The organism is Caballeronia sp. J97 (assembly GCF_905220305.1).
In the GTDB taxonomy this organism is placed as follows: Bacteria; Pseudomonadota; Gammaproteobacteria; order Burkholderiales; family Burkholderiaceae; genus Caballeronia.
Map to the genome: position 1 here is coordinate 132,180 of NZ_CAJMZL010000007.1, position 16,740 is coordinate 148,919.

General features: G+C 58.2%; 13 protein-coding genes and 1 pseudogene. 2 read left to right on the forward strand and 12 right to left on the reverse strand.

The window, feature by feature from the left end:
* Positions 1 to 13: 13 nt before the first annotated feature.
* The 6 genes from U4Y90_RS12735 to U4Y90_RS12760 all read right to left on the reverse strand — a co-directional run bounded on the left by U4Y90_RS12735 (position 14) and on the right by U4Y90_RS12760 (position 6,943).
* Positions 14 to 916, reverse strand: a complete 903-nt coding sequence (locus U4Y90_RS12735; protein WP_321794925.1) for an alpha/beta hydrolase — start codon at positions 914 to 916, stop codon at positions 14 to 16.
* Entirely contained in the window at positions 906 to 2,015 is a 1,110-nt protein-coding gene (gene phaC / locus U4Y90_RS12740; protein WP_321794926.1) for a class III poly(R)-hydroxyalkanoic acid synthase subunit PhaC, read from the reverse strand. Before phaC ends, U4Y90_RS12735 begins: the two co-directional genes overlap by 11 nt.
* A gap of 9 nt (positions 2,016 to 2,024) precedes the next feature.
* Positions 2,025 to 2,852 (reverse strand): poly(R)-hydroxyalkanoic acid synthase subunit PhaE, encoded by an 828-nt coding sequence (locus U4Y90_RS12745; RefSeq protein ID WP_321794927.1) that lies wholly within the window; start codon positions 2,850 to 2,852, stop codon positions 2,025 to 2,027.
* On the reverse strand, positions 2,849 to 3,976 hold the full coding sequence (locus tag U4Y90_RS12750) for a zinc-dependent alcohol dehydrogenase family protein (RefSeq protein WP_321794928.1): 1,128 nt from the start codon (positions 3,974 to 3,976) through the stop codon (positions 2,849 to 2,851). The genes U4Y90_RS12745 and U4Y90_RS12750 overlap by 4 nt, the downstream gene beginning before the upstream one ends.
* Positions 3,973 to 5,637 (reverse strand): acetolactate synthase large subunit, encoded by a 1,665-nt coding sequence (locus U4Y90_RS12755; RefSeq protein WP_321794929.1) that lies wholly within the window; start codon positions 5,635 to 5,637, stop codon positions 3,973 to 3,975. Before U4Y90_RS12755 ends, U4Y90_RS12750 begins: the two co-directional genes overlap by 4 nt.
* 346 nt (positions 5,638 to 5,983) lie before the next feature.
* The gene (locus U4Y90_RS12760; protein ID WP_321794930.1) at positions 5,984 to 6,943 is read right to left on the reverse strand and encodes an amidohydrolase family protein; all 960 of its coding nucleotides are present in this window, start codon (positions 6,941 to 6,943) and stop codon (positions 5,984 to 5,986) included.
* A 179-nt stretch (positions 6,944 to 7,122) separates the two neighbouring features.
* Here U4Y90_RS12760 and U4Y90_RS12765 point away from each other — a divergent pair.
* A pseudogene (locus U4Y90_RS12765) lies at positions 7,123 to 7,293 on the forward strand (helix-turn-helix domain-containing protein); the annotation flags it as partial.
* 60 nt (positions 7,294 to 7,353) lie between these two features.
* The gene (locus tag U4Y90_RS12770; protein WP_321794996.1) at positions 7,354 to 8,019 is read left to right on the forward strand and encodes a LysR substrate-binding domain-containing protein; all 666 of its coding nucleotides are present in this window, start codon (positions 7,354 to 7,356) and stop codon (positions 8,017 to 8,019) included.
* A gap of 224 nt (positions 8,020 to 8,243) precedes the next feature.
* On the opposite strand, the gene U4Y90_RS12775 is transcribed toward U4Y90_RS12770, so the two are convergent.
* The 6 genes from U4Y90_RS12775 to paoC form a co-directional block, all read right to left on the reverse strand.
* Positions 8,244 to 10,001 (reverse strand): IlvD/Edd family dehydratase, encoded by a 1,758-nt coding sequence (locus U4Y90_RS12775; RefSeq protein ID WP_321794931.1) that lies wholly within the window; start codon positions 9,999 to 10,001, stop codon positions 8,244 to 8,246.
* 134 nt (positions 10,002 to 10,135) lie between these two features.
* Positions 10,136 to 11,443 carry an MFS transporter gene (locus U4Y90_RS12780; RefSeq protein ID WP_321794932.1) on the reverse strand — a complete coding sequence of 436 codons (1,308 nt, stop codon included), beginning with the start codon at positions 11,441 to 11,443 and terminating at the stop codon, positions 10,136 to 10,138.
* A gap of 774 nt (positions 11,444 to 12,217) precedes the next feature.
* Positions 12,218 to 12,895 (reverse strand): carboxymuconolactone decarboxylase family protein, encoded by a 678-nt coding sequence (locus tag U4Y90_RS12785; RefSeq protein WP_321794933.1) that lies wholly within the window; start codon positions 12,893 to 12,895, stop codon positions 12,218 to 12,220.
* Between the two features lie 97 nt (positions 12,896 to 12,992).
* Complete coding sequence (locus U4Y90_RS12790; RefSeq protein ID WP_321794934.1) at positions 12,993 to 13,499, reverse strand: cupin domain-containing protein; 507 nt, start codon at positions 13,497 to 13,499, stop codon at positions 12,993 to 12,995.
* A gap of 147 nt (positions 13,500 to 13,646) precedes the next feature.
* Complete coding sequence (locus U4Y90_RS12795; RefSeq protein WP_321794935.1) at positions 13,647 to 14,414, reverse strand: glucose 1-dehydrogenase; 768 nt, start codon at positions 14,412 to 14,414, stop codon at positions 13,647 to 13,649.
* Positions 14,415 to 14,527: 113 nt separating this feature from the next.
* Complete coding sequence (gene paoC / locus U4Y90_RS12800; RefSeq protein ID WP_321794936.1) at positions 14,528 to 16,738, reverse strand: aldehyde oxidoreductase molybdenum-binding subunit PaoC; 2,211 nt, start codon at positions 16,736 to 16,738, stop codon at positions 14,528 to 14,530.
* Between the last annotated feature and the right edge of the window lie 2 nt (positions 16,739 to 16,740).

A 16,740-nucleotide genomic window follows, 5' to 3' on the forward strand; every position in this document is an offset into this window, starting at 1 on the left:
AATTGAGCGTCATCTACTCAGTTAAGAGGTAAGTCTGAATGACATCGACCTGTGCCTCGTCCATCAGTGCCGGGGCATGACCGCAATCGGGGAACTCGACCGCGGCCACGCGACCCGCGCTAGCGGCCGGCCCGCGTTTGAGCATCGCGTCCACTGTGCTGCGCGCTAACAGATCGGACTCTTCGCCGCGCAAGATCAGCACTGGGCATTCAATCTTGTCCCAGATGTGCCACAAGATCACGTCGAGCAGAATTGGTATCGCGAAGCGCATTCCGATGCCCGGATCGAAGTGGAAACGCAGCCCCCCCGCGCCATCTGCGACCGCGCTGTGCTGCGCGAGATGACGCCATTGCGCGTCGTTGAGCTTGCCAAACGGCGCGTGGACTTCGCGAAGATGCGCCTCGACTTCTTCGACCGTGGAAAAGCGCCACGAGCGAGTCAGATAGCTGCCGATCCTGCGTAGCGCCGCAGCAGAAACGCGCGCACCAAAATCGTTGAGCACCAACCGTCGCACCGGCGTGCCGCGTTGAGACGCCACCAACATGCCGATGTGGCCTCCGAGCGAGGTACCCACCCAATCCACCTGTTCCACATCGAGCCGCGCTATCAACGTCGACATCGCCCTCACATACGCGCGGTCGGTATAGTGGCTGGGCGACGCGAGCCATTCACTGCGTCCGCGTCCTGGAAGGTCAGGCACGATCACGCGCATGCCCTGCGCTGCAAGCGATGCGGCCAACACATCGAAATCTCGACCGGTGCGCGACACCCCGTGAACACAGACGACCGTTCGCTCGGCCTTGGGCGGCCCCCATTCAACATAGGCGAGCTTGTGAAAGCCACCTCGCCCAATGACGTCGACGTGCTTCAATTGCGGTTCCATCGCATCGAGGCGCGGATCAAGCTCACGCATCATCGCGATCTCGCAACCACTCGACGATGCCTTTACCGAGCACGCCTTGAGACTTGCCGCTGACAAAGACGCCGACGTGACCACCGTCCAGACCAATCTCCTGGTAGTCTTCGCTACCCACGGCATCGCTCAACGCTTGGGTTGTTTTCGGCGGAATGATGTGATCGTCCTTCGCATAGACGTTGAGTACCGGCATGCGAATTTCTTTGAGATCAACGGTACGGCCGCCCAGACTGAATTCACCGCGTATCATCTCGTTGTTCTTGTAGAGGTTCACGAGCAACTGCTTGGCCGCTTCGCCCGGATGATGCGGCCGGTCGGCCAGCCACTTTTCCATGCGCAAGAAGTTCAAGAGTTTCTTTTCGTCATCGAACGTGTCGAGCAGACCCACGTTGTACTTCGACAAGGTGGCACCTGGCGTCATCTGGGCGAAGACATAACTCATCAACTCGCCCGGCAAGTTGCCATTCGCTTCGATCAACTGGTCGATGTCATCTTCGCCCAATCCGCGCGTCCAGAGATTCAAAAATCCGTGGTTCACGCGCCCCTCTGCCTGATCCTGATGAAAGTCCACCGGAGTGATCGTCAGAATCAGGTTCTTGACCCGCTCCGGATAGAGCGCTGCATAGCACAACGAGAAGACGCCACCTTCGCAAATGCCGAGCAAATTGATCGCAGGGATGCTGTGCTCGCGACAGATGAATTCGACACAGTCATTCAGATAAACGTCGACGTAGTCTTCGAACGTGAGCCAGCGATCGCTGCGGGTTGGGCTACCCCAGTCCACGGCATACACGTCAACGCCAAGCGCGAGCAGATTGCGCAGCATCGAGCGGTCTTCCTGCAAATCGGTCATCGTGTAACGACCGATCTGGCCATATGCCACAAGGACCGGGACGCCGAGCGTGCGTTCGGCCGTCGGTTTGTAGCGATACAACGTCGTTTTATCTTCGCGAAACACCACTTCCTTGTCGGCGGTGGCAATCTCTACGTGCTCGTCCTTTATCCGGTCGAGCATCTGCTGTCCACGGGCGAGCTTCAGATTGAAGTCGCTGAATTCAGCGAGCGCCCGTGCGGCGGTCGATTTCTTGGCGGCAGCCATACGGTTCTCTCAGGAATGGATCGAACGAGTGGCTTTCGATACCACGCGCGTCTGTCGGGTGGGAGGCGTAGTCGCTTCATGATGAGGCGCGTTTTGTCGCTGCAGCAGGCGAATCTGACGCCGCAACTCAGTCACCGTCCGTTGGATCTCATCGACTTCGGTACGCGTCGGAATGTGATAGGCCTCGCACCACGATTCGGCGATTGCACGTTCTTTCAGCCGATAGTCCGACGCTGCGCGCAACATCCGTGTTTGGGCGTCGACGAATGCTTCCGACCGATGCACCCCGATCAGCGTTTCGTTGGCGACCTTCAGCCAGCGATCGGTCAGGCCGCGCCATGTCGCCGGCGCGCCTTCTCCGGCAGACGAAAGTGACTTCATAAAGCGCTCAAGTGCGGTATTCCAAGCACGTTGCACGATGGCTTGATAGGCCAACAGGGCGTTGTCCCGCTCGATTGCCTTCTTCTGTAACTCAGCGACCTTCCGGTCGAGGTCATAGAGCGTGGCGTACTTGGGACCTTCGATTACATGCTGCAAACTGGCGTCGAACGCGCCTGCACCCCGCCCGCTCCATCGGGCGGGCGAGAACATCTCGCCCAGCATTTGCGGCGTCCAGGCCTCAGAGCTCGCCCCGCTCTGGACAAATGAGGTCCATTTTTCGATCGATTCCTTCCAGGTTTCTTGCAGGTCCGCGAACTGTTCCTGCATGGGCGGCCTTGCGTCCTCTGCCCGGATGCCCTCTGAGGTCGAGGCCACAGCAGAGGGACTCATCGATTTGATGAACGCTTGCTGCATCGCGAGCCATCCATCGGCCCAGGTTGGGTTGGTGTCGCTCATTCGAACACCACCACTTGACGGATTGCCTTGCCTTCGTGCAACAGGTCAAAGCCGTGGTTGATCTCGTCGAGCTTCAGCCGGCCCGTAAGCAATTTGTCCACGGGCAAGCGTCCCTGCTTGTACAGATCAATGAAATGAGGGATGTCGCGCGAGGGGACGCACGTGCCGATATAGCTGCCCTTGACGGTGCGCTCTTCGGCCACGAGACTCACCGCAGGCATCGGCCAACGCGCGGTCGAAGGTGGCAGTCCGGCGGTCACCGTTGAGCCCCCTCGACGCGTGATGCCGTAGGCGAGATCCAGCGCTCGAATCGATCCTGCGAATTCGAAAGCGAATTCGACGCCGCCTGAACTAAGTTCGCGGATATGCGCGAGCGCATCCTCCCGGCCTGCATTGACGGTGTGGGTGGCACCAAGACTTTTGGCCTGCTCCAACTTTTCGTCCGACAGGTCAACCGCGATGATCTGTCGAGCACCTGCGGCATGCGCCCCAATTAGAGCCGCCAAGCCCACACCGCCCAAGCCGATGACGGCCACCGACGCGCCGACTCGCACCTGCGCCGTATTCACAACCGCGCCCACGCCTGTGAGAACCGCACAACCGAATAACGCCGCCTCGTCGAGCGGCACGGTCGGATCGATCTTCACGACGGAACGACGCGACACCGTCGCGTACTCGGCGAACACCGAGCACCCCAGATGATGATTGACGACTTCGCCGTCACGGGTAAGACGGCGTGAACCGGAGAGCAGCGTGCCTGCGCCGTTGGCCGCCGCGCCGGGTTCGCACAAAGCGGGTCGGCCTTCGGCGCATGGTGCGCAGTGACCGCAACTGGGCACGAACACCACGACGACATGGTCGCCGACCTGAAGGTCGGTCACGCCTGAGCCGAGTTCCTGCACCACGCCAGCCGCTTCATGGCCAAGCGCCATAGGCATCGGCCGGGGACGGTCGCCATTGATCACGGATAGATCGGAATGACAAAGTCCCGCCGCCGCGATCTTGATTAACACTTCGTCAGGACCTGGCGGTGCCAGATCGATCTCTTCAATATGCAACGGGCGGGAGTCGATGTAGGGGGCGGTGGCACCCATCGCCTGCAAAACGGCGGCCTTGATCTTCATTGCGCCACCTCCTTCACGCGGTCCCTCAATTCGTCCACGAGCACTCGGCCGTTTTCCGAGTAATCGACCGGCACAACGACAAGCTGGACGCCACCTTCTGCAAAGGCCGCCTCTAGGGTCGGCACCAAACCCTCTGCTGACTCGACGCGTCGGCCCTTTGCTCCGTATGCTTCTGCATATTTAACGAAGTCTGGATTGCCGAAGCTCAGACCCCAATCCGCGAAATCGTCAACCGCTTGTTTCCAGCGAATCATGCCGTAGGCATCATCCTGAATGATCAGGACGACCAGATTCAGCTTCAGTCGAACCGCAGTCTCCAGTTCCTGTGAATTCATCATGAAGCCGCCATCGCCGCATACAGCCATGACGCGGCGCTTGGGATGCAGAAGCGAGGCCATCATCGCTGAGGGAAGCCCAGCACCCATCGTCGCCAAGGCGTTATCGAGCAGGAGCGTGTTGGCATTGCGCGTGCGATAGCAGCGCGCAAACCAGATCTTGTACATACCGTTGTCAAGCGCCACAATGCCATCCGCAGGCATAACGTTTCGCACGTCGTGGACGATGCGTTGCGGTGTCAGCGGGAAACGTGATTCGGTAGCGCGGTCCATCGTTCGCTTAAGAATGCCCTCACGCAAGGGAGCCAACGTCGCTGCGTTCGGCAGTTGCCCTTCAACAAGATCAGCAAGACGTGCGAGGCTCAAGCCCAAGTCGCCCACGACCTGAGCATTCGGGAAGAAAACCTGTTCAACGATGGCCGGCGTGTAGCCGACATGGATCACCTTAGGTCCATTGGGTCCCATGATGAACGGCGGCTTCTCCACGGTATCGTGGCCAATCGTGAGGATCACGTCGGCGCGGTCGATCGCCTCATGCAGATAGTCGCGCTCGCTAAGCGCCGCAGTGCCCATCCACAACTGGGTGGCTTCATCGTTGCCGATTGCTGAGACGGTACCCTTGCCCATTTGGGTATTGAAAAACGGAATCCCCGTGCGCCGGATGAAGTCCGTCAATTGACCGACGAGCCTCGGGCGATTGCTCGCCGCTCCGAACATGACGAGTGGCCGCTCCGCGCTTTTCAGCATCGCCGCAGCACGCTCGATGGCGGCAAACTGGGCTACCGGCAACTCAACCGGATGCATCGGCATCACCGTCAACTCGTCACTGACCTCTTCGCCCGCCACATCTTCGGGCAATTCCAGGTGCACTGGGCCGGGCCGTTCATCTTGTGCAAGGCGGAACGCTTCGCGCACCACGGTGGGAATGCTGGCACCGCTAATGATTTGACGGGAAGCCTTGGTCAGCGGCTTCATCGTGGCAACGATATCAACGATCTGAAAGCGCGCCTGACGCGCAGTCTTGATCGGTTTCTGGCCGGTGATCAGGATCATCGGCATCGCGCCCAGGTGAGCGTAGGCCGCACCAGTCACCAGATTCAAAGCGCCGGGTCCGAGCGTCGCCATACAAACGCCAGGCTTTCCGGTCAAACGCCCATGCGTCGCGGCCATGAAGGCAGCCGTCTGCTCATGACGCGTCAAAACAAGCTCGATACTCGAGCGACGCAAGGATTCGACGACGTCGAGGTTCTCTTCGCCGGGCACGGCAAAAATTCGATCAACACCTTCGTTTTCCAATGCCTTCACGAACAGGTCGGATGCTTTCATAGTATCTCCTCTATTCTCACGTATGGTTAATATGGATTCGGCACCGTCCAGATGCCAGTCACGCGAAAAGCGCGTGCTCTGTAAAGGAAAGTTGACGCTGCTTGCTACGTCACACCAAAAGTTTATTTGTTATGCTAATTATTGGCGCCCGTTCTTCTTGGAGACCGGCGGTTTTCCAATATTCCTTGGTGTGATACCTACTGTTTCGGTTGTCGCAAATCTTCAAAACTGTCCAATCGCGGATGATACTTGGAAGGTGAAGCTTCAGCAGCGTGACCGATGAAAAAATTGGAGTTAGGCGAGCGATCCTCACCGATTCTCAGGGGAAGGTAGCCAGCCGTTCCCCTTACTCGAACTGATAGAGCTTGGCAGGGTTGTCCACCAAGATCCGCTTTCTCAACGATTCGTCTGGAACAGCGACACCCAACAGATCCAATAGTTGCGCATCATCCGGGATTCGATTCGCCGGCTGCTCCGTTGGGTGAGGCCAGTCGCTTCCCCACAGGACGCGATCAGGGGCGCTCGCCGCGTACGCAGCGGCGACTTGCACACTGTCAGAATAAGTTGGCGGTCCAACACGGGTATCCATGTAAAAGCCCGTAAGCTTCACGTATGCCTTCCCGTTTTTAATGAGTTCAGTCACCATTTCAAACGCCGGATGGTGCAGCGCGTCCGGCTCGGGCGGGTGGCCAAGGTGATCGAACACTATCGGGCACGGCAGATCGAACCATGTGCTTCTTGCTTGCAGGAGATAGTTTGCAGGTGCGTTGACCTGGACATGCCAGCCCATGGCAGCAATGCGCTGCGCGAGGGGTTTGACCATATCAAGGGTCGTCGTTCCAGGTGGCGCAAGGTTAAAGCGGATGCCTCGTACCCCGCCCTGATGCAGTTCGTCTAGCTGCGCTTGTGTGACATTCGTATTGACAACAGCCACGCCGCGGGCGCGACCGTTGAACTGAGCGATAGACGCGAGCAATAGACGATTATCGAGACCATAGCTTGATGGCTGCACGATGACATTGCGGCTTGTTCCGAGACGCTTTTGGAGATTTTTATAGTCGGCGACCGTTGAATTGCCCGGCTTCAGCGTAGCCTCTGGCGCCCACGGGTAGCTATGATCATAGATATGGTGATGACTATCGGTTGCGTCGGGCGGCAGCTTGAGTCGCGCATGTTCCGTCCCAGTCGAGAAGGGTACTTGCGCGGGGGCCTGAGAAGCACATCCTGCGATTCCAAATCCGCTGGAAGCAGCAAATGCGCCCATCGCTTTGAGAGTGATTCGCCGCTTCGTGTCAAAATCGGACATGCTTGTCTCCATTGCAGTTTAGTACTTGGTTTCGATCTATTGAGAAGTATCGCAACGCAAGGGCGCGAGAGAGCAATAAAATACCACCTTCACAATCGAATCTTTTTTCGTATTGGGTGTTCGCGTGTATGTATGCAACTACCTATTAACGTGCGGTTGCAACGATCGTAAAATTAGCCATGGACATCCGTTACGTGCAAAGTTTCGTCGCAGTGTTGGAAAGTGGATCGATCGCCGAGGCGGCGAGACGCCTCGGCTTAACGCCGACAGCAGTCGCGGCACGCATTCGGTCATTAGAGGAATCCTTGGGCGCACCGCTCATCCAGCGGTCGGGACGATACGCCAGACCAACGTCGGAAGGCGTGAAGATTCTGGAGAGTGCGCAGGCTCTCCTTCGAGCTATGCGAGACATGCAAGCGATCGCGCAAGACAGTCATGGGCAAATTGGGGAGCTGCGGGTCGGTGTGTTCGTATCCGCCATGGTCAGCGTCCTGCCGTCAGTCTTGCAGCGCGTCTATGCGGCATATCCTGACGTCAAGCTCTTCGTGGAGCCGGGTAGCTCTGTAGATCTCTGCAGGAAGGTGTGCGCGAGTGAACTGGACGTCGCCATCGTTGTTGAGCCTCAGTTCGCACTTCCCAAGACATGCGAATGGCAACCCCTTACTGAGGAGCCACTTGTCGTCGTGGCCCATAAGTCTATGGCCGGGCGGGATGCTCATGAACTCCTAGTAAACGAGCCATTCATCCGCTACGCTCGGTCGGTCCTCGGCGGTCAGCTCGCAGATCGATATCTCCGCGATCACAATTTGCATACGCGGTCGAGACTCGAGATCGACGGATTGTTGGCCATCGCAACTCTCGTGGATAAAGGCCTCGGCGTATCACTCTTGCCGGACTGGCCGTCGATGTGGACGAGTGGTCTGGCTATTACACGCATACCGTTACCCGAGCGACCGCCGGTGCGGCGGATTGGTCTCGTCATGGCGCGACACACACCGCGCTTTGCGTTGGTGCAAGTGTTTCTTCACGAGGCTGTCGGACTGTTCAACCGACCCGAGGGCGGTCAAACGTCTTGATGTTTTAGGCAAACGCGCTGCGAGATCGAACGACTACGCGAGTTCTCGATGCAGAGGACGCGCCAACGTCGCCAGGGCTTGATGATGCCTTGTGGTAAATGGTGGTTCGTTGGCGTTGAGAGATGGCTCGCGCGTGTGCAGCCCCTTTCGGGCTGCACACGACTCACCGATTAGAATGCGTCGCCAGGCTCAGAACTACGTTTCGACGCTCAAGACCCGTTATCTTAGTCCTGCTTCGATGCTTCGTCGTTCTGCAAACTGGCTGCTCGCAAAAAGTCGAAGTCGACGCCCTCATCAGCTTGCGTAACGGTCTGCAGGAACAGCTTGCGATAGCCTCGATCGGCGACCGGGCGCTTGATAGGCGTTTCGTCGGCGCGCTTTCTGAGCTCCTCCTCGGTCACTATCAGCGTGATTTCCCGGCTCGATACGCTCAGCCGAATCCGATCGCCGTTACGGACATAGGCGAGCGGTCCGCCAACAGCGGCTTCAGGGGTTACATGCAAGACAATCGTGCCGAATGCAGTGCCGCTCATGCGCCCGTCGGAGATACGCACCATGTCCTTCACGCCCGCACGCGCAAGCTTGCGGGGGATCGGGATATATCCCGCTTCCGGCATGCCGGGCGCGCCCACAGGACCAATGCACTTCAAGACGAGGACATCGTCGGGATTCACATCGAGGGATTCGTCGTCGATGCGAGTGATGAGATCTTCGACGTTTTCAAAGACCACAGCCCTGCCCTCGTGTTCCATGAGCGCGGCATCGGCGGCGGATTGCTTGATGATCGCCCCGCCCGGCGCCAGATTGCCACGAAGCACAGCGAGGCCGCCTTGCGGATAGATCGGGTCCGAGAACGAACGAACCACATCTTGCTTGAAACCCTCGCCCCTTGCTTCGATCTCTTCGCCGAGGGTGCGACCTGTCACGGTCAGAGCATCCAGATGCAGCAACGGCTTCAGCTCGCGGAGCAGCGTGACCATGCCGCCTGCCTTATGGAAGTCTTCCATGTAGTGCTGTCCCGTCGGCTTGAGATCGAGCAGCACCGGCGTTTCCTTGCCCATGAGATCGAGCAGATCCAAGCTGATCTTGTGGCCGAGACGACCGGCAACGGCGGCCAGGTGGACGATGGCGTTTGTCGACCCACCGATGGAAAGCAGCACGCGCATGGCGTTTTCGAAAGCCTTCGGCGTCAAAATCTTGTCAATGGTCAACCGCTCGCTCGCCATCTTAACGGCGACCGTACCAGTCTGTTCAGCGACTCGAATGCGGTCAGAAGTCACGGCCGGCGGCGTTGCCGCGCCGGGAACCGTCATGCCCAATGCTTCTGCAATGCACGCCATGGTGCTCGCGGTACCCATTACCGAGCACGTTCCGACGCTCGCGACAAGTTGGTTATTGACATCGGAGATTTCATCTTGGTCGATTTCGTTGGCGCGGAACTTTCCCCAGTAGCGGCGACAATCCGTACATGCGCCTACCCGTTCGCTCCGATGCGAGCCGGTAAGCATTGCGCCGGTGACTAACTGAATCGCCGGGACGTTAGCGGAGGCCGCGCCCATCAGCTGAGCGGGTACCGTTTTATCGCATCCGCCGATCAGGACAACTGCATCCATCGGCTGTGCCCGGATCATCTCTTCGGTATCCATCGACATCAAGTTGCGGAGGTACATCGATGTCGGTGAGGAAAAGCTCTCGTGAATCGAGATGGTGGGGAAGTCAACCGGCAGACCGCCCGCGAGCATCACGCCGCGCTTCACCGCCTCGACCAATTGGGGCATGTTGCCATGGCATGCATTGAACCCACTGCCGGTGTTGACGATACCAATAACCGGGCGATCGAGCGCCTGATCCGTATATCCGGCGCCTTTGATAAACGCTTTACGAAGGAACAGCGAGAATCCTTGGTCGCCGTACGACGTCAATCCTCGCTTCATGCCCGTCGGTGCGACAGGCGTCTCAGGGGCATCTTTCTTCTCAGCCATGACTTTCTCCACAGAAAACAATGCATGCAGTGCGCTGGCAACCAGGAACTTTCTGACCTCGTCGCTGCAACGGCGGCGCTCTTTAGCTAGCTTCTAAAGCTAGCATGATTCAATCACGGCGGTCTCGATATCTGTCATCGGTTGACGATACGCGCCGGGATGAAGACCAGGATAAGGATCGCTGAAAGCGTCAAGCAGCCGGCTACAAGATAGAGACCGGAGGTTAGTGAATGCGTTTCAGTTTTAAGCCATCCCATAACAGTTGGGCTGACAAAGCCCGCGAGATTCCCCGTCGAATTGATCAGTGCAATGCCAGCCGCTGCGCCGGTCCCGCCAAGGAAGGAGGTCGGAAGTGCCCAGAACATCGGTAGGGCGGAAATGATTCCCGCCGCCGCGAGCGTAAGGCCGATCATCGCCGGAACGAGCTGATTACCGCTGAACGCGCAGATGCAAAATCCGACTGCAGCTATCAAGGCAGGCGCGCTGACATGCCACCTACGTTCTCGCGTTTTGTCGGCATGGCGGCCGACCAAGATCATTGAGACAAGCGCACAGGTGTAGGGAATGATTGTGAGCAGTCCGACGACGAGAGGATCGTTGACGCCCGAAGCCTTGATAATGGTGGGTTGCCAGAAGCCAATGGCGTACGAACCCATGATAACCCCAAAGAGGATCAAGCAAAGCAGCCATACATAGCTGGATGTGAAAGCTGCCCTCACCGATCCGTGGGTGCGAGCCGCAGCATCGTTGCCCAACTCTCCTGCTATATGCGCTTTTTCCTGCTCAGAAAGCCACTTCGCGTTTTGCACGCGATCGTCGAGAAAGAAGTAGACGACCACACCCAGCACCAAGGCGGGTAGAGCCTCGATAATGAATAGCCACTGCCATCCGGAATAGCCCGCAACTCCACCGAACGCGTGCATGATATAGCCAGACAAGGGACCGCCGATCATGCCGGATACAGGATTGCCGGCCGTGAGAACGGCCATCATCTTTCCTCGACGATGTGAAGGAAACCAGTACGTGAGGTACAAGATCATCCCCGGATAGAACCCAGCTTCGGCGATACCAAGAAGGAAGCGAATCACATAGAACGTCGTCGGCGTAGTCACCCACGCTGTCGCGAGCGAAAGTACCGCCCATGTCACCATGATCCGTGCAATCCAGCGCCGTGCGCCCACCTTGTGCAACAACAAGTTGCTGGGAACTTCGAAGAAAAAATACCCGACAAAGAAAAGTCCGGCGCCCAGCCCATACACAGCTTCGCTAAAGTGCAGATCATTAAGCATCTGCAGCTTTGCAAATCCAACATTTACTCGATCCAGGTATGCGACAACGTAGCAAATAAAGAGCAGCGGCATGAAGCGCCATGCTGCCCGCCTAAATGTCGCGTCTGCGGACGCTCGATCAGCCTCCACGGGCATGGCAGGATGTGAGGACATTGCTTGTCTCCTAGTTGCTCCTTCATGCCGGGAAGCATGAGGAACGTTTCGTTGAACGCTTCGGTGAGTGGAAGCGCTTCTGCGGGAAGGGAACCCTGTTGTTTTTCCTCGGGGGACCAGAGCGCACCGAAAACCGGCGAAGCGCACTCGAAGCCCGTGTGGTAATTACGATCCCAGTGTGGCTAAGTATGCTGAGACGCTGAGCTCTGAAAAAGGAGGCGTTGGACTGTTCACAACGCAAAAATTTTTCGTTGTGAGGGAGCGAGCGCTTGTTTAAACGGGGACACATCCAAAGGCTACCTCGGCGCGTCACGCGCCACTGCGACCGTGAAGCGCTGTCGCAACTAATGATTGAAGGGCGAACTCCTTCGGCAAACTCGAGCAGTTGGGAGTGAGGATGGCACGCAGCGACGCCTGCCATCGATCCGGTGACTCGCAGGTGCAGAACCCTCGGAAGCCGTTCGATGACCGGCGTGGTCGGGGTCATCGAGTTCTCCCGTCGTCGAGTTCCCGACCGGCCGACAGGTGGCGTCGTGCTTCGCGCAGTGTCGAAAAGCTCGGCGGATTAGGGGTGCGAGTGCCAGCTAGCGCAGCCGGTCAACAGGGATTCGCACCTCCCGGTAGGCAGAAAGGCGACGACGCGACTCGCCGTCGTGGAACCGCTCGCCGAGAGAGGCGCGATTTCTGCTTTAGAAGGAAATCAGGACCCAAGCTGGGCCGGGCCCCACAAGGATCGAGCCCACACTGCCTAGCGACTGCGACTGCTCAGCAGCTTCAGTGTCCCTGTGCCGCAGCAAGTTGCCCATCCAGTGCTTCGCGTGCCCGTTGCGCTGCGTTTCCGTCCACGCGGTCGGCTAATACTTGTCCGACCTGGCGCAGCTGGTCCGTAGATAGGCCTACATTCATGCTGATGCGCATGTGGGCCTGCAGTTGAGACTCTACGCCCGTAATAACGGAAAGCATACTCACGGTAGCAAGCTCTCGGCTCTGCCAGTCTAAGTTATCGCGTTCGAAGATATCGCCGAAAAGATGGGTTTTGAGATATTCACCAATCGTCGGAGCGAAATCAAAAAGCGGCCCCTTCACGGGGGCACCAGACAACTTAGTTTGATTCGCAGTGCCAGCAGCAAGCAAAGCGTCTCCGTTAGGGATAGGAGCGCTGGGAAGGTTGCCGGGTGCGTCCTGGACGCCACGCTGCTTGCGCGACTCAAGAACCTTCATGAGTTCTCCGAGCGCGTTGAGACTGCGCGGGAAACCGGCGTAAGCATACACTTGCACTAAAATCTCTTTTGCTTCGCTGACCGTGAGTCCGGCGTCCATGCCATGGTTCAGAGCAGCATTCAAATTGGTAATGTCGCCTGCGGCAGCGAACGCTGCGATAGGCACAATCGCCTGTTGGCGAGCGGTCAAGGTCTCAGAGGCACTCGGCGAGTTAATTCCTGTGTTCGTCATGTTTGATGCTCCTTCATCTGTAGAGGGTAAGCTTGGTGTTGAAACCAGGCTCACGACCAAGGCCAACGCCGAGGTCTGAACACGCCTTCTTAGGCGCTTAATGGCTTTTGTACTGCTCATCGGTGACCTTCTCCATCCAGGAAACGTTCTTTCCATTCACTGTGCCGGTTACAGCCAGATGGGTCATCGCGGAGTTGGGCGCGGCCCCATGCCAGTGCTTCACACCGGGCGGACACCAAACCACGTCACCAGCCCGGATTCGTTTGATTTCCTTGCCCCATTCTTGCGTCAACCCCGAGCCTGATGTCACAACAAGTCGTTGGCCGGCCGGATGGGTATGCCATGCCGAACGCGCGCCCGCTTCAAATGTCACCAGTCCGCCTGAGGCGTTGATGCTCGCGTCTGCCGGCCATACGGGTTGCACACGTACTTGACCGACGAAGTACTCGTCCGAACCAGCCACGGACGGCTGGGAGCCGGCACGCACGATCTCCTGATGCGCGACATTTGTCATCGATTCGCTGGCCTGCGTCTCGGTAGAAATGGCCAACGACGTGTGCACAACGGCGACAGCAAGCATGATGCGAAACAGGGACGTGATCATGGAATGCACCGGTCTCATGGAGGGAATGTTGTTGCAACAATCGCGGCCTGGGCTTTGGCTCCAGACGTCTATGACAAGTTGCACGAAGACGGTCCAACATTCAACGCCGTCACAACGGACCTGCCTAATTTCGATTGAACGATGCCATTAGTGCGCCGTGAACCCACCATCAATGGCGAGTGCGTGCCCAATGACGAAAGTAGAACCGGAACTGCAAAGCCAAAGAACGGCATCCGCGATCTCTTCGGCGCGCCCAAGGCGTCCTATCGGTTGTTCACGCAGAATCTCCTTCATCGCGTCAGCCTGCTTTTCGAGCATCTCTGCGACCATCGGGGTGTCAAACGTTCCGGGGCAAATCGCGTTGATGCGGATCCCGCGCGGTGCATATTCGAGTGCAGCGCTTCGCGTCAACCCGATTACTCCATGTTTGGAAGCATGGTAGGCCGCCCGGCCGGGAAGGCCCACAAGTCCTCCTAGAGAAGAGCAGTTGACGATTGCGCCGCTGCCTTGCTTTCTCATGTGACCCAACTCGTGTTTCATACAAGCCCAGACGCCGCGCAGGTTGACCGCTGTCACCTTCTCGAAATTCTCAATAGGTTCGTCAGCAGCATCACTTGGGGGCACCTGAATTCCTGCGTTGTTAAAGGCGGCGTCTAACCGGCCAAAGGTCGTCACCGTTTGATCTACCATCTGGGCGACCTGCACCTCATCGGTGACATCGCACTGCACCGCCAACACTTGATGCGCCGGAACTCTCAATGATTCGACCGCGTGGCTCAGAGCGTCGGCATCCACGTCTGCAAGCGTCACGGCGGCCCCTGCCTGTGCAAACGCCGTAGCCGTCGCGAGACCCATGCCTGACGCCGCGCCCGTTATAAGCGCAACGCGCCCAGAGAAATTGAACGTGACCTCCAAGATACTTCCTCCCTATTTGTTGAGTTGAAAGTGCTGCGAACCAGCGGAAAACTTGCAGTGGCGACCGCTCAACGGGCGGCCCCCACTTCCGTCCACCACTTGACATCACACTCTCAGGCGATGACCGGCAGCCGGTCGAGAAACTTGTCCAGCGTGATCGGATACTGCCGCACGCGCACACCGGTCGCGTTGTAGATGGCATTCGCAATGGCCGGCGCAACTCCCGTAAGGCCAAGTTCGCCCACTCCCTTCGCCTTCACGGGCGAAATCGCCGGATCAACCTCGTCGACAAAGAAGGCCTCAAGATGCGGTACATCCGCATGAACCGGTACCTCGTAACCCGCGAGATCGTGATTGATGAACAAGCCAAGCCGTTTATCGACTGCCATCTCTTCCATCAACGCCGCGCCAATGCCCATCGTCATCCCACCGATCACCTGACTGCGTGCCGTCTTGGGGTTCAGAATGCGGCCGGCAGCACATACCGCAAGCATCCGGCGTACACGGATCTCGCCAGTAAAGGCATTAACACCAACTTCAGCGAAATGCGCTCCAAAAGTCTGAATCGCAAATTTCCTGGATAGATCCCCGAATTCGATGCTGTCTTCGACGACGATGTCGCCATCTGCAGCCGCCTGAGTAAGCGGCACACTTCGCCCGCCAGAACGCACTTCGCCAGCCGTGAACTCGGTCTCAGCGGCTTTGAATCCCAATCGCTCGGCAACTGTCTCCCGCAGCTTCATGCAAGCGGCATATACGCCCGCAGTGACAGACGCGGCACCTTGTTGCCCTCCTGAACCAGGAGTCTCCGGAAAGCTCGAGTCGCCCAGTCTCGCCACGACCTTCTCGATCGGGATGCCCATCAACTCGGCTGCCGTCTGCTGCACGATGGTGTAGCTGCCCGTGCCGATGTCGGTCATATCTGTCTCGACGGTGATAGAACCTCGGCGGTCAAGGCGTATCCGTGCTCCCGCCTTGCCGATGGGTGCCCCTCGAATCGCACCGGCCATCCCTGTCCCAACGAGCCAATGGCCATCGCGGAGCTGACCTGGCCCCCCCTTTCGTTTCTTCCAACCGAAGCGTTCGGAACCAGTTCGCAGACACTCGACGAAAGGACGGGATGAGAAGGGTCGACTGGGATTCTCTGGGTCGACCTGCGTGTCGTTCAGGATTCGGAACTCGACCGGATCTATTCCGAGCTTCTCTGCCATTTCGTCCATCGCGATCTCAAGCGCCATCAGACCAGGCGCTTCCCCCGGCGCTCGCATGGCGTTTCCCTCTGCGAGATCTAGCGTTGCCAATCGGACGCGGGTCATGCGGTTTGGCCCCGCATACAGGGCTCGCGTGGACAGGGTTGTCGGCTCCGTGCGTCCACCCGCAAGGTTGCCAGACCAGCTTTCGTGGCCGATCGCCGTGAGTTTCCCGTCGCGCCCGGCACCAAGTCTGACGCGCTGGATCGTCTTCGGCCGATGGATCGTGTTATTAAACATGATTGGACGCTGAAGCGCGATTTTGACTGGCCGACGCACTAACCGCGCGGTGAGGGCCGCCAGCACAAGATCAGACTGGACCGTGCCTTTGCCTCCGAAGCCGCCGCCGATAAAAGACGAAATGAGTCGGACGTTGTCACGCGGAATACCGAGAATAAGTCCGAGATCGCGGGTACCCCAGTTCATTTGCTGGATCGAGGTCCAGCAAGTGACCCGGTCACCCTCCCAAACCGCGATCGTCGCATGGGGTTCCATCATGGCGTGCGCTTGGTCGGGAACGGTATAGGTCTCGTCTACCTTCATCTCGGCGTCTGAAAAGGCTCGTTCGAAGTCTCCTACGCGGGTCTCGGTTGGGCCGCCAAACGCCATCTGTGGTGCGACTGGAGCGCTGAAGAGTTGGGCAGCGAGATCAAATCTGCCTGCGCTGCGCGTGTAATCGACGCGAATGAGCGACGAAGCCGCCCGCGCTTGCTCGAAAGTCTCTGCTACCACCACCGCAATCGGCTGGTGATAGTGATCGATTTCTGGCGAAGCGAGCATCCGTTGGACGTAGAACTTGCCGACCCCCAAAGGACCGGCGTTGAGATACGTCACAACACCGAGCACACCAGGGGAAGACTCGGCCTGTCTCGTGTCGATTGACTTGATTCGCCCTTTGGAAATCGCAGCGCCCAGGATGTAGCCGTACGCGATGTTCGGGGCGACGTTGTGATACTCGTAAGAATAGGTCGCAGTACCAGTCGTCTTCAGCTTCGCCTCGAAGCGATCAAGTGGTTGACCGACGACGTTCATCTGGTCGATTGGATTCTGTCCTGCTGGCGTCTCGAACTTCATGG